The organism is Rhodococcus sp. OS5 (assembly GCF_056837585.1).
Genome location: NZ_CM166368.1, coordinates 3,274,830 through 3,287,905, shown reverse-complemented (window position 1 = coordinate 3,287,905; position 13,076 = coordinate 3,274,830). Strand labels below are relative to the sequence as shown.

Annotated in this window: 12 protein-coding genes; 10 read left to right on the top strand and 2 right to left on the bottom strand. The window is 62.9% G+C overall.

Features of this window, described 5'->3' with window-relative positions; all coding sequences use genetic code 11:
- Positions 1-56 precede the first annotated feature (56 nt).
- The 3 genes from ACVZUB_RS15350 to prcA are packed head-to-tail and all read left to right on the top strand — an operon-like array spanning position 57 to position 1,890.
- Positions 57-251, top strand: coding sequence for a ubiquitin-like protein Pup (locus ACVZUB_RS15350; RefSeq protein WP_003944925.1), 195 nt, complete (start codon positions 57-59; stop codon positions 249-251).
- Positions 248-1,126, top strand: a complete 879-nt coding sequence (prcB, locus tag ACVZUB_RS15345; protein ID WP_054187394.1) for a proteasome subunit beta — start codon at positions 248-250, stop codon at positions 1,124-1,126. Before ACVZUB_RS15350 ends, prcB begins: the two co-directional genes overlap by 4 nt.
- Positions 1,123-1,890, top strand: coding sequence for a proteasome subunit alpha (gene prcA, locus ACVZUB_RS15340; RefSeq protein ID WP_003945006.1), 768 nt, complete (start codon positions 1,123-1,125; stop codon positions 1,888-1,890). Before prcB ends, prcA begins: the two co-directional genes overlap by 4 nt.
- Positions 1,891-1,927: 37 nt before the next feature.
- Here the strand turns inward: prcA and ACVZUB_RS15335 are convergent, their stop codons facing one another.
- Positions 1,928-3,346, bottom strand: a complete 1,419-nt coding sequence (locus tag ACVZUB_RS15335; protein WP_197487743.1) for a bifunctional phosphatase PAP2/diacylglycerol kinase family protein — start codon at positions 3,344-3,346, stop codon at positions 1,928-1,930.
- Between the two features lie 144 nt (positions 3,347-3,490).
- Between ACVZUB_RS15335 and pafA the strand changes: the two genes are divergently transcribed.
- The 7 genes from pafA (at position 3,491) to ACVZUB_RS15300 (ending at position 12,096) form a co-directional block, all read left to right on the top strand.
- Positions 3,491-4,849, top strand: coding sequence for a Pup--protein ligase (gene pafA / locus ACVZUB_RS15330; protein ID WP_007729869.1), 1,359 nt, complete (start codon positions 3,491-3,493; stop codon positions 4,847-4,849).
- A gap of 110 nt (positions 4,850-4,959) precedes the next feature.
- The gene (locus ACVZUB_RS15325) at positions 4,960-5,970 is read left to right on the top strand and encodes a helix-turn-helix transcriptional regulator (protein WP_003944939.1); all 1,011 of its coding nucleotides are present in this window, start codon (positions 4,960-4,962) and stop codon (positions 5,968-5,970) included.
- Complete coding sequence (locus ACVZUB_RS15320) at positions 5,970-6,947, top strand: helix-turn-helix transcriptional regulator (RefSeq protein ID WP_030536343.1); 978 nt, start codon at positions 5,970-5,972, stop codon at positions 6,945-6,947. Before ACVZUB_RS15325 ends, ACVZUB_RS15320 begins: the two co-directional genes overlap by 1 nt.
- Positions 6,948-7,081: 134 nt before the next feature.
- On the top strand, positions 7,082-7,357 hold the full coding sequence (tatA, locus tag ACVZUB_RS15315; protein ID WP_003944836.1) for a Sec-independent protein translocase subunit TatA: 276 nt from the start codon (positions 7,082-7,084) through the stop codon (positions 7,355-7,357).
- Positions 7,358-7,430: 73 nt separating this feature from the next.
- Positions 7,431-8,459, top strand: coding sequence for a twin-arginine translocase subunit TatC (gene tatC / locus ACVZUB_RS15310; protein WP_124568552.1), 1,029 nt, complete (start codon positions 7,431-7,433; stop codon positions 8,457-8,459).
- A gap of 48 nt (positions 8,460-8,507) precedes the next feature.
- Positions 8,508-11,219 (top strand): DEAD/DEAH box helicase, encoded by a 2,712-nt coding sequence (locus tag ACVZUB_RS15305; RefSeq protein ID WP_064074799.1) that lies wholly within the window; start codon positions 8,508-8,510, stop codon positions 11,217-11,219.
- Between the two features lie 52 nt (positions 11,220-11,271).
- Complete coding sequence (locus ACVZUB_RS15300; protein ID WP_003944884.1) at positions 11,272-12,096, top strand: DUF4333 domain-containing protein; 825 nt, start codon at positions 11,272-11,274, stop codon at positions 12,094-12,096.
- Positions 12,097-12,100: 4 nt separating this feature from the next.
- On the opposite strand, the gene ACVZUB_RS15295 is transcribed toward ACVZUB_RS15300, so the two are convergent.
- A complete protein-coding gene (locus tag ACVZUB_RS15295) occupies positions 12,101-13,066 on the bottom strand; it encodes a 5'-3' exonuclease (protein ID WP_162113511.1) in 966 nt (321 codons plus the stop codon).
- Positions 13,067-13,076 lie beyond the last annotated feature (10 nt).

Below are 13,076 nucleotides of genomic sequence, written 5' to 3'. Positions count from 1 at the left end.
GCTGGGCCGAACAGGATGCTCGCGAGAGCTCCCTTCACACAAGGAGGTCGACGGCGATGGCTCAAGAACAGACGCAGCGTGCCGGTGGCGGCGAAGACGACGAAACCACTGGTGGCGACGGCAGTGCCGGCCAGGAACGTCGCGAGAAGCTCGCTGCAGAAACCGACGACCTGCTCGACGAGATCGACGACGTGTTGGAAGAGAACGCCGAGGACTTCGTCCGTGCCTACGTCCAGAAGGGCGGCCAGTGACGGTGGATCGCGCGCCCCGGATCACAGACGGGGACACACGGTTGAGCTTCGGCTCGAATCTGTCGTCATTCTCGGAATACCTTCGGGTGCATGCACCGGAGCATCTTCCGCAGAACCGCTTCGCCGACACAGGAGGTGTTGTCATGGGCGGGGGAGACGTAGCTCCGCACGGCACCACCATCGTCGCGATCAGCTATGCGGGTGGTGTTCTGCTCGCGGGTGATCGCCGAGCGACGATGGGCAATCTCATCGCCAGCCGTGACGTGCAGAAGGTGTACGTCACGGACGACTACTCGGCTGCGGGTATTGCCGGTACGGCCGGGATCGCAATCGAACTGGTCCGGCTCTTCGCGGTCGAGCTCGAACATTACGAGAAGATCGAAGGCGTCCCACTCACGTTCGACGGCAAGGCCAATCGACTTTCGTCGATGGTTCGAGGAAATCTCGGAGCAGCGATGCAAGGTTTGGCGGTTGTGCCACTGCTCGTGGGTTACGACCTGGACGCGGTCGATCCGTCCACCGCCGGTCGCATCGTCTCCTACGACGTCGTCGGTGGGCGATACGAGGAGCGCGCGGGCTATCACGCAGTCGGATCCGGCTCCCTGTTCGCGAAATCGGCGCTCAAGAAGCTGTATTCACCGGGAATCGACGAGGACACCGCGCTTCGGTTCGCCGTCGAGGCGCTCTACGACGCGGCAGATGACGATTCGGCTACCGGTGGTCCTGATCTGACACGAGGGATCTATCCGACGGCGGTCACCATCACCTCGGCCGGCGCTGTGGAGTTGTCGCCCACCAGGGCTGCCGAGATCGCCAGGGAGATCGTCGCGGCTCGCACGGCGACCGCGAGTCCGGAAGGGGAGTCTGCGCTATGACGATGCCGTACTACGCATCAGCCGAACAGATCATGCGCGATCGTTCGGAATTGGCGCGCAAGGGAATTGCCCGCGGGCGCAGCGTCGTCGTTCTCACCTACCGCGACGGAGTGCTCTTTGTCGCCGAGAACCCGTCGCGTGCTCTGCACAAGGTCAGCGAACTGTACGACCGTCTCGGATTCGCGGCAGTGGGCAAGTACAACGAGTTCGAGAATCTGCGCCGCGCGGGCATCGTCCACGCAGACATGCGTGGGTACTCGTACGACCGTCGGGACGTCACCGGGCGTTCGCTCGCCAATGCGTACGCACAAACCCTGGGAACGATCTTCACCGAGCAGCCCAAGCCGTACGAGGTCGAGATCTGTGTTGCCGAGATCGGTCGCTTCGGAAGCAGTACGCCGGCTCAGCTCTACCGGATCACGTACGACGGATCCATCGCGGACGAGCAGGAATTCGTGGTCATGGGCGGCACGACCGAACCGATCGTGACGGCGATGCGCGAGTCGTACCAGCGAGACCTCGACCTCGAATCCGCAGTGCGGATTGCAGTCGGGGCGCTCCAAAAGGGCGGCCCGGCACCGGCCGGAACCACTGAGGCGGAACCACGAACTCTCGATGTGAGTGCACTCGAGGTTGCCGTACTCGACAGCAATCGTCCACGCCGTGCGTTCAAACGGATCGCTGGAACGGTTTTGGAAGAGATGCTTCCAGCTCCGGCAGCAGTCGAGGATGCGCCGCCGGCAAACGGCGACGCACCCTCGTAGATACTCCGTAGGTCTGGGAGTTACTGCAGGTCTGGAGTTACTGAGTGACTCGGTAGACGGCCACCGCGCCCGGTTCGGTGTCGAAATCGAACCGGCGCGCGTCTGCCACCACTTCACCGTCGGTGGCGATGGCTACCGGTGAATCGGCGACTCGGACCGACATCGACGAGACGAGTTCGCGAACGTAGACCCGCGAGCTGCCCAATGTTCCTGTGGCAGCCGCAAACAGCAGACGTGAGCGCGAGAATTTCTTGTCCGCGCGCAGATAGCGGACGTCGAGTAGTCCACGGTTCATCTCCGGACGCGACATCGGCACTTGATCGGAGGGGGAGTATCGCCCGTTTCCGACGAACAGCATCCAGATGGTGGTCCGCTTTTCGTCGATGGTGACAGTCATCGGCTCCGCCGCTGCGAGAACCCGGATCATCGCGGCTCCCGCGGCCGGCCACTTACCGAAACGTGGTTCCCACTTTTCCCTCAGGCGCACAGCATCCGGGTATCCACCGAGGCTGGCTGTGTTGAGAAACCGTGCAGTCACTCCGGAATCCGTGCGCACCACCGCGTGGTCGACGAATGCCGCCTGACCGGACTCGACTGCCTGTGCGGTCTCCTCGACATTCACCGCCCCGACGTCGCGGGCGAAATGGTTCAATGTTCCGCCGGGAAAAACCGCAAGTGGTAGCTCGTGCTTTGTCGCCGCGGTCGCGACCGTGACCACTGTTCCGTCGCCGCCGCATACACCCAACGCTTTCGGCGAGAGCTCGGGGATCTTGGCATCGATCTGCATGTCGAAGTCGATGTCCGCGTCGAACTCGTAGACGATCGCCGCAGGTAGTAGTTCTCGAATCGATTCCACGATCCCGTCGTCCTCGGAGCCTGAACCAGGATTGGTGAAGACCAACAAGCCTTCTCCGCGCGGGAGCGCGGGAACCACGCACTCGGGTCCGAGTTCGGCGGGCTCTTCGTCCCGCACCGCCCACCAACGACGCGTGCCGGCAGCGATAGCACCGCCGACCGCGAGGCCTGCGAAGACGTCGGACGGCCAGTGGACTCCGTTGTGAACACGTGAGTACGCCACTGCTGCGGCCAGTGGTGCGAGAGCAGCTCCAGCAACCGGGGACTCCATGGCCACTGCCGCGGTGAATGCCGCGGCCGAAGACGAATGTCCGGAGGGGAACGAGGACGACGTCGGAATGTCGACGCCTCGCTTCGGGCTCAGCCAGACGCGTGCCGGTGGGCGTCGGCGGGGAAAGAGGGGCTTGAGTATGCCGTTGGCCAGCGCGCTGGAACCGGCCAGTGCGAGCAGCCCGCGTGCTGCTGCCCTACGGGGCCGCCCGCCGATCATCGCGAGCAAGGCGGCGACAACCATCCACAAAACGCCGTGATCGGCGGCTCTGGAGAGAAACCGCATGGTCGGGTCGAGCACGGAAGGGCGCAGTGCTCCAGTGCTTTCCATGACTTTGACGTCGCTTCGGACAACTTTTCGGCGAATAAGGCTCACACCGTCACACTATGCTGCCGCCCGACGTTGTCGAGTCGTGACTTACGACGCGATCGAAGTACACGGGTGAACCTCGCATTCTGGTTGTACTGTCGAAGTGTGCAGAGACGAATCATGGGTATCGAGACGGAATTCGGCGTTACCTGCACCTTTCACGGGCACAGGAGACTGAGCCCCGACGAGGTTGCTCGTTACCTCTTCCGTCGTGTCGTGTCGTGGGGTCGCAGCTCCAACGTCTTCCTCCGTAACGGAGCCCGCTTGTACCTGGATGTGGGTTCGCACCCGGAGTACGCGACGGCCGAGTGCGACAGCCTCATCCAGCTGGTCAATCACGACCGTGCCGGTGAGCGTGTGCTCGAAGAACTGCTGATCGACGCCGAGGCGAGACTCGCCGAGGAGGGTATTGGTGGCGACATCTATCTCTTCAAGAACAACACCGACTCGGCCGGAAACTCGTACGGCTGCCACGAGAACTTTCTCGTCGCGCGCGCCGGTGAGTTCTCCCGCATTTCGGATGTCTTGTTGCCGTTCCTCGTCACGCGCCAGTTGATCTGCGGCGCCGGAAAGGTACTGCAGACTCCGAAGGCCGCGACGTTCTGCCTCTCGCAGCGCGCGGAACACATCTGGGAGGGCGTCTCGTCGGCTACCACTCGCTCGCGTCCGATCATCAACACCCGCGACGAACCGCATGCCGACGCCGAGAAGTACCGCCGCCTGCACGTGATCGTCGGCGATTCGAACATGGCCGAAACGACGACGATGCTCAAGGTCGGTTCTGCCGCACTGGTGCTCGAGATGATCGAAGCCGGGGTGTCGTTCCGCGATTTCGCGCTGGACAACCCGATTCGTGCCATCCGCGAGGTCAGTCACGACGTGACCGGTAAAAAGCCGGTTCGCCTTGCTGGTGGACGTCAGGCCAGTGCCCTCGATATTCAGCGCGAGTACCACGCCAAGGCGGTCGAACATCTTCGTAACCGCGAACCGGACCCGCAGGTGGAGCAGGTTGTCGATCTCTGGGGTCGCACCCTCGACGCCGTCGAAGCTCAGGATTTTGCGAAGGTCGACACGGAGATCGACTGGGTCATCAAGCGCAAGCTGTTCCAGCGCTACCAGGACCGTCACGGTTTCGATCTGTCCGATCCCAAGATCGCGCAGCTCGACTTGGCTTACCACGACATCAAACGCGGCCGGGGCGTCTTCGACGTTCTCCAGCGCAAGGGCTTGGTCAAGCGGGTCACCGAGGACGAAACGATCGACGACGCCGTCGAGAATCCGCCGCAGACCACGCGCGCCAAATTGCGGGGCGACTTCATCACCGCAGCCCAGGCAGCAGGCCGGGACTTCACAGTCGACTGGGTTCACCTCAAGCTCAACGATCAGGCGCAGAGAACGGTGCTGTGCAAGGACCCGTTCCGCTCCGTCGACGAGCGTGTCGAGCGTTTGATCGCTTCGATGTAGGTCACTCAATTTCGAGATGTACAAGACGGCAGGTCTGTTTTGCGGCGACGCGCCGGGCACGAAAGTGTCCGGCGCGCGTTCGGTTATCGGATAGCCACTAGGATTTCGGCGTGGCGACATCAAAAATCGAGCGGTTGATGAACCTGGTGATCGCATTGCTGTCCACCAGACAGTTCCTCACGGCGGAGAAAATCCGTGACAGTGTGGCCGGGTACAACGATTCCGCGAACTACGAAGCGTTCAGTCGCATGTTCGAGCGCGACAAGAACGAACTTCGTGACCTGGGTGTCCCGTTGGAAACCGGTCTGGCAGGACGGTTCTCGACCGTCGAGGGGTATCGGATCAATCGCAATGCCTACGAGCTTCCGGACGTGGACCTCACCAGCGAGGAATCTGCTGCTGTCGCCGTCGCAGTGCAGTTGTGGGAGTCGCCGGAACTGATTTCGGCAGCCCAGAGTGCACTACTCAAACTCCGAGCGGCCGGCGTCCAGGTCGACTCAGAAGTCAGTGCCGCCCCGGTCACCGCGATTCCGGCACGCACTCGCGGTTCGGAGCCCGCGCTCGGCAAGCTGCTTGCAGCGGTCGACGCCGGCCGAGCAGTTCATTTTCAGCACCGCGGCGCATTGAACGAACCGTTCACCGAGCGCACCGTCGAACCGTGGGGCGTCGTCACGCACAACGGCAAGTGGTACCTGGTCGGGCACGACGTCGACCGCGATGCGGTGAGGACCTTCCGGCTCTCACGGATCGGTGACGACGTCAGGGAGTTCGGCCCGGCCGGTTCGGTTCACAAACCTGAAGGTGTCGACCTTCGCGAGGTCGTCGATCGCGTGACCGGTTCGGGCGTCGTGACCGGGACGGCTACGGTGTGGGTCGCAGACGGCCGCGCCCATGAGCTTCGGCGGCTTGCGACGTCGTCGTCCGAACGGCGGTTGACCGATCGCGACGGCAGCGTGCTGGCCATCCCCGTCCGATCCTGGGAATGGACCGCTCGGTTGATCGCCGGTCACGGGTTGGACGCATTGGTGCTGGACCCACCGGATTTGCGTGCTGAGGTCGTCGCGAAGCTGCGCGCCGCCGCGGCGAGCCCGATCACTGGCAATGGACAGGGGGACCACTGATGAGCAATCGACTGTCGTCGCGGTTGGCACGGCTGCTCAACCTCGTGCCGTACTTCATCGCAAATCCTGGCATCAGTCCCGCCGAGGCCGCCGAGGAGCTCGGTGTCAGCACCACTCAACTGATGACCGACCTCAATCAACTGTGGGTGTGCGGACTGCCCGGTTACGGTCCCGGTGATCTCATCGACCTGTCCTTCTCCGAGGAAAGTATCGAGGTCACGTTCTCGGCCGGGATCGATCGCCCGTTGCGCCTCACCTCGACGGAGGCGACGGCGTTGCTGATCGCCCTGCGGTCCTTGGTGGAAATGCCCGGCATGGTCGATCCGTCCTCGGCGCAGCGTGCCATCGCGAAGATCGAGGACGCAGCAGGCTCGGCCGCGGCACGAGCCATCGGTCAGGACCGGGACACATCGCCGGCGCCGGACATCGCCGAAGACCCGATAGCAGCGACGGTCAGAGCCGCGCTCGCAGACAAGACCGCCCTGCGATTGACGTATTACTCCGCCTCGCGCGACGCGGTCTCCGAGCGCATCGTCGACCCCGTTCGTATCGTGTTGGTCGACAACTACAGCTACCTCCAGGCGTGGTGCCGTCAAGCCGAGGGCGTGCGGTTGTTCAGATTCGATCGGATCGACGCCGCCGTCCAACTCGACGAGCCCGCCGACCCGCCGCCGCAGGCCCTCGAGGAGGATTCGAATCTCGAATTGTTCAGCGGCGACGGTTCCCTTCCGGAAGCGCGGTTGTTCATCACCAAAGAGTGGGTGTGGATGCTCGACTACTACCCGTTGGACGTCGAGCACGTGAACGACGACGGGTCGGTCGAGGCGACGATGAGTTTCGGAACACTTGAATGGATGGCAAGGCTGGTGTTGGGATTCGGTGAGGGCGTTCGGGTCCTTCATCCGCCGGAACTGGTCTCCGAAGTCCATGATCGAGCCGTTGCGGCGCTCGACGCCTATGACGTAATCGGTTCGTAAAACTTCGGGAAACTTCACGTTCAGTGAGTTCGCAGGAAACAAACAGGTAAAAGGTAGCTGAAGTAAGTGCTTTGGCACCTCCGAGCGCCGGTTGTGTCCGGTAGCATCGAGGAATCTGATCATGGGAGGTCGTTATGGGTGCAATGCAGCCGATGCATTGGCTGATTGTCGCTGTTGTCGTCGTAATTCTGTTCGGGTCGAAGAAGCTTCCCGATGCAGCACGCGGTCTGGGTCGTTCCCTCCGCATCTTCAAGAGCGAAGTCAAGGAAATGCAGAACGACGATGCGGCGCCCGCAAGCGCGCCGGTCGCACAGCCTGCTCCGGCACAGTTGCCGACGGCCAACACCGCGGTGGTCGCAAACGGTGCAGCAGCACCTGTTGCGCAGCCGACCGAAGTCAAGCCGCTCTAGTACACACTGCGTTCTAGCCGGGGTGAAATATTCGTTCACCCCGGTTGTCTGCTGACCAAGACCAGGATGCACAGTGCGTATTCCGTTAGACCCGCGTAACCGCAAGCGGAAGGTCAACCCAGACGGCACCATGTCGTTGGTCGACCACCTGTACGAATTGCGGACTCGTTTGTTGTTCGCATTCCTCGGCGTGATCATCACCACGGCGTTCGGCTTCTTCTGGTATTCACACTCGATACTCGGTCTCGAAAGTCTGGGCGATCTGCTTCGCGGACCGTACTGTGAGCTTCCGTCCGAGAGTCGCGCCAACCTCAGCACCGACGACGCGTGCCGATTGCTGGCGACCGGGCCGTTCGAGCAGTTCATGCTGCGATTCAAAGTGGCGCTCACCGCCGGCATCGTTCTTGCCTGCCCGGTGTGGCTTTACCAATTGTGGGCATTCATCACCCCGGGCCTCTACGCCAAAGAGCGTCGCTACGCGGTCGGATTCGTCACCGCAGGTGCCGCTCTCTTCATTCTCGGCGCAATCCTGGCGTACCTCGTCGTGGCGAAGGCTTTGCACTTCCTCCTGACCATCGGTGACAACGTCCAGATCACCGCGCTCAGTGGTTCGGAGTACTTCGGCTTCATCATCAATCTGCTGCTCATCTTCGGCGTCAGCTTCGAAATTCCACTGCTCGTCGTCGTGTTGAACTTTGCCGGCATTCTGACGTACGAGCGTTTGAAGGCCTGGCGTCGAGGATTGATCTTCGGGCTCTTCGTATTCGCTGCAGTTGCCACGCCAGGGTCGGATCCGTTCTCGATGTTGGCGCTCGCGCTGGCTCTGACGCTTCTCTTCGAGGTCGCGGTACAGATCGCTCGCCTCAACGACAAACGTAAGGCCAAGCGCGCCGGTGAAGACTGGGGCGCACTGTCCGACGAGGAAGCTTCCTCCATCTCGGCTCCGTCCGATCTGAACGAGGCTTTCGACAATCCGACCAAACCCAAGGCCGAATCGAGTGGATTGTTCGGACGTAAGTCCAAGTCCAAGGCTTCGGTCGCGGAGAAATCCGACACCGCCGGCGACAACGCGCCCGGCCAGGATTTCACTGACACTCTCTGAGCGCCGTGCCACCACGTCGGCGGCGTGTGAAACCCTGACGAGGTGGTTATGAACAAGAGTGAACTGAGCACGTTCGCGTCCAGCCTGAAGTTCGAACTCGATCCATTCCAGGTGAAGGCATGCGTTGCGCTCGAAGCGGGCCACGGCGTCCTTGTCTGCGCGCCGACCGGTGCAGGCAAGACCGTGGTCGGCGAGTTCGCTGTCCACCTGGCTCTCGCGGCGGGCCGCAAGTGTTTCTACACGACGCCGATCAAGGCGTTGAGCAATCAGAAGTACGCTGAACTCGTCGAGCGGTACGGCCCCGGCCAAGTCGGTCTGCTGACGGGTGATTCGAGTATCAACTCCGACGCACCGGTGGTCGTCATGACCACCGAAGTCCTGCGGAACATGCTCTACGCCAACTCCGAGGCACTGCGCGGGCTTTCGCACGTCGTCATGGACGAAGTGCATTACCTGGCCGACCGGTTCCGTGGGGCGGTGTGGGAGGAAGTGATCCTGCACCTGTCCGAGGACGTACGCCTGGTGAGTTTGTCGGCGACCGTGAGCAATGCCGAAGAATTCGGTGCCTGGATGGAAACCGTCCGCGGCGACACCACTGTGGTCGTGGACGAGACTCGGCCGATCCCGCTGTGGCAGCACATCATGGTCGGTAGGCGAATCTTCGATCTCTTCGACAGTCGTAGTCATCCTGCTGCCGGGCCGAAGACCGTGCTCGTCGACCAGGATCTGGTTCGCCACGTCAAGCAGCGTCAGGCTCTCGAACGCGTCGAGAGCTGGCAGCCGCGTGGCCGCGGACGACGCGGCAGCTACCAGAGTTCCAACGATTTCCGGCCCTTGCCACGACCTGACGTCATCGCTCAGCTCGATCAGTCCGGACTGCTCCCGGCCATCACTTTCATCTTCAGCCGCGCCGGTTGTGATGCGGCTCTTGCACAGTGCCTGCGGTCCAGACTGGATCTCACTTCGCCGGAGCAGGTCCGCGAGATCGACACCATCATCGAGAAACACACCGGGGAACTACCCGAAGAGGATCTCGAAGTTCTCGGATATCGGGACTGGTGCAAGGCACTACGACGCGGACTGGCATCTCACCATGCCGGCATGCTGCCGGCATTCCGCCAGACAGTCGAGGAACTGTTCGTCAAGGGGCTCGTGCGGGCGGTCTTCGCGACCGAGACGCTGGCCCTCGGCATCAACATGCCGGCACGCACGGTGGTGCTCGAACGTCTGGTCAAGTACAACGGTGAATCGCACGCCGAACTGACGCCGGGGGAGTACACGCAGCTGACGGGTCGGGCCGGCCGACGCGGCATCGACGTCGAAGGCCACGCTGTGGTCCTGTGGCAGCCCGGGGTCGAGCCGACGGATGTCGCCGGCTTGGCGTCGACACGGACGTTCCCGCTCCGCAGTTCGTTCCGCCCCTCGTACAACATGTCGATCAATCTCGTCGAGCGCATGGGCGCGGCGGATTCACGGAAGCTGCTCGAGCGTTCCTTCGCGCAGTTCCAAGCGGATCGCTCGGTGGTCGGCCTGGTGCGTGGCATCGAGCGGAACGAAGAAGCACTGAAGGGTTTGCAGGAGAAACTCGGCGGTGCGGACGGCGAATACTTCGAATACGCGTCGTTGCGTGAGCGGCTCAGTGCGCGCGAGCGCGCGCTCGAACGTAAGGGCCGCGAAGACCGACGCGGAGATGCGGTGGAGTCCCTTCGTGCACTCGCCCGCGGTGACGTGATCGCAATTCCCATCGGTCGTCATTCCGGGGTGGCAGTGGTCCTCGTCCCGGACAACGATCCGAAGGACCCGCGTCCGCTGGTTCTGACGGCCGATCAGTGGGCCGGCCGACTCTCCTCGGGTGATTTCCCGGAAGCAGCCGACGTTCTGGGAAAGATGCGACTGCCCAAGCATGTCGATCACCACACCGCCCGGATCCGGCGCGATCTGGCCTCGGCGTTGCGTAGTACCGGGATCAGTGCCCCCCGGCGAAAGAAGCGCCACAAGGCCGGCGCGTCCGAAGATGCCGAGGTCGCTACTTTGCGACGTGCTATTCGCTCGCATCCGTGCCACAGCTGGCCCGATCGTGAACATCTGAGCCGGATCGGTGAGCGCTACAACCGGCTGGCCAGGGAAACGCAGTCGATGAGGGAAAAGGCTGCGGCCACCACCAACTCGTTGGCGCGGACGTTCGACCGCATCATTGCGCTACTCAAAGAGCGTGAGTACATGACTGCCGAAGCAGCGCCCGAAGTCACCGAATCCGGACGACGACTCAGCCGCATCTACTCGGAAAGCGACCTTCTGGTCGCCGAATGCCTGCGGACGGGGGCGTGGACAGGTCTCAGCCCGGCTGAGTTGGCGGCCGTCGTGTCCTCGGTGGTCTACGAATCACGTCGGGACGGGGACACCGTGGATCGGGTGCCGACAGCGGCGCTTCGTCACGCCCTCAACGACACTCAACGATTGTGGAGCGAACTGCGGTCGGACGAGATTCGCCACAAGCTGCCGCCGACGCGGGAACCGGATCTCGGATTCGTCACTGCCGTTTATCACTGGGCGAGCGAGAACTCGCTTGTCGACGCACTGATCGCGGCTGGAGTGCAGGGTCGTGCGCTGTCTGCGGGTGACTTTGTACGTTGGTGTCGTCAGGTGATCGATCTCCTCGATCAGGTCCGCCTGACTTCGACGGATGCCGACGTCGCGAAGACTGCGGCGCGGGCGGTAGCTGCAATTCGTCGCGGGGTAGTTGCTGTCGACGCAGCATGACCGCAACTATGTGGTTTGATTCGCAGACTGGTATTTCGAGTGGGAGGCGAACATGAGCGGGCCTTACGGACCGAACGATCCGAATCGGCAATGGGGTCCTGGTGATCAGCAGCAGCCGAACGAGCAGCAGTGGGGGCAGAATCCTCAGCAGCCGGGCGGACAACAGCAGCCTGGTCAGCAGCCCGGCCAGCAACAGCCGTGGGGTCAGCCTGGTCAAACACCGCAGCCCGGTCAGCAGCCCGGCCAGCAACAGCCGTGGGGACAACCTGCCTACGGCCAGCCGGGTGGTCAGCCTGCGTACGGTCAGCCGCAGCAACCTGGACAAGGACAACCCGGCCAGCAACAGCCGTGGGGACAACCCCAGCAACAACCTCCCGCACAGCCGTGGGGTCAGCCCGGGCAACAGCAGTCACCTGACGCAACCCAGGCGTGGGGTCAGCCTCCGGCTGCCGCACCGCAGCAGGCGTGGGGCGCCACGGCCCCCGGGCAGACTCCGGGACAGCAGAACCAGTGGAACCAGGCTCAGCCGTTCCCGAGTCCCGGTGCGCCCGGAAACCAGTCGGGTAAGTCGAAGAAGCCCCTGATCTTCGGTGCGATCGGCGTTCTCGTCGTTCTTGCCGCTGTCGTGGTGGCCCTGGTGTTCGGAGTCTTCGGCAAGAACACACTCGATCAGAGCGCGGCTCAGGCCGGCGTCGAGAAGATCGTCACCGAGTCCTACGGGGCGAAGAACGTGAGCAACGTTCAGTGCCCCGCGGACCAGGAAGTCAAGTCAGGCAACAAGTTCACCTGCACGCTTTCGATCGCGGGTGTGAAGTCGAACGTGACCGTGACGTTTGTCGACGACAACGGCACGTACGAGGTCAGCCGCCCGAGCTGACGCCCTATTGGTCGGAACGGCTTGCCGCCGCAGCCTCGAGCGCGGCGGCAAGCCGGCCGGCCGAGCGCTCGATGTTCAGCGAGGCCGCCACTTCCTCGAGGCGTGCGGGATCGAGGGGGGTCGCCGGGAGTCGGTCGTCCTTCGAGAACTGAACGTCCGCGTCGCGAACCACTCGTACGACCGGCAACGCAGCATCAAGGTAAGCCATTGCCTCAGGTGAGGTCAGTTTTGCGCGAATCCCCTTGGCCATATCCGATTCAGGATCAGCTGCGGCCGCCCGAAGTCCGGCCAACGAGCCGTAACGGAGCATCAGTGTCGACGCAGTCTTCTCACCGACACCCTTGATGCCGGGTAGACCGTCGGAGGCGTCTCCGCGAAGTACCGCGAGTTCGGCGTAAGCCTCGCCCGCACGGTCACCGGGTACTCCGTATTTCTCCGCAACCTCGACCGGTCCGAAGAGTTCCGCCTTGGACAGGCCACGGCCCACGTACAGGACACGGACGGGCACGTACTCGTCTGTGACGACCTGCAGTAGGTCTCGGTCACCACTGACGACGACGGTGAGATCTTCGCGCTCGGTGGCGGCAAGCGTTCCCAGTACGTCGTCGGCTTCGAGTCCGACTGCACCCGCCGTCGCGATACCCGCTGCAGCGAGCACGTCCATGATCATGTCGACCTGAGGCGTCAACGTGTCCGGAACTTCTTCGGACGCACCGTCAGAGCCTTCCTCGACGCGATGTGCTTTGTACGTCGGAACGGCGTCGACGCGGAACTGCGGTCGCCAGTCCAAGTCCAGGCACACCGCGAGACGACTCGGCTGGTGTTTGGTGATCAGGGAAGCAACCATGTCGGTGAATCCGCGCACCGCGTTGACAGGTCTGCCGTCGGGGTCGACGAATGACTCGGGCAGTGCGTAGAACGCACGAAACCACAGGCTGGCACCGTCGAGGAGAAGCAATGGCCCACTCATGGTCACCATC

Coding starts and splice junctions, on each gene's coding strand:
- ACVZUB_RS15320 (WP_030536343.1), top strand. CDS start 5,970: ATGAGCAATCGACTGTCGTCGCGGTTGGCACGGCTGCTCAACCTCGTG.
- tatA (WP_003944836.1), top strand. CDS start 7,082: ATGGGTGCAATGCAGCCGATGCATTGGCTGATTGTCGCTGTTGTCGTC.
- ACVZUB_RS15300 (WP_003944884.1), top strand. CDS start 11,272: ATGAGCGGGCCTTACGGACCGAACGATCCGAATCGGCAATGGGGTCCT.
- ACVZUB_RS15350 (WP_003944925.1), top strand. CDS start 57: ATGGCTCAAGAACAGACGCAGCGTGCCGGTGGCGGCGAAGACGACGAA.
- ACVZUB_RS15335 (WP_197487743.1), bottom strand. CDS start 3,346: ATGGAAAGCACTGGAGCACTGCGCCCTTCCGTGCTCGACCCGACCATG.
- ACVZUB_RS15295 (WP_162113511.1), bottom strand. CDS start 13,066: ATGAGTGGGCCATTGCTTCTCCTCGACGGTGCCAGCCTGTGGTTTCGT.
- prcA (WP_003945006.1), top strand. CDS start 1,123: ATGACGATGCCGTACTACGCATCAGCCGAACAGATCATGCGCGATCGT.
- ACVZUB_RS15305 (WP_064074799.1), top strand. CDS start 8,508: ATGAACAAGAGTGAACTGAGCACGTTCGCGTCCAGCCTGAAGTTCGAA.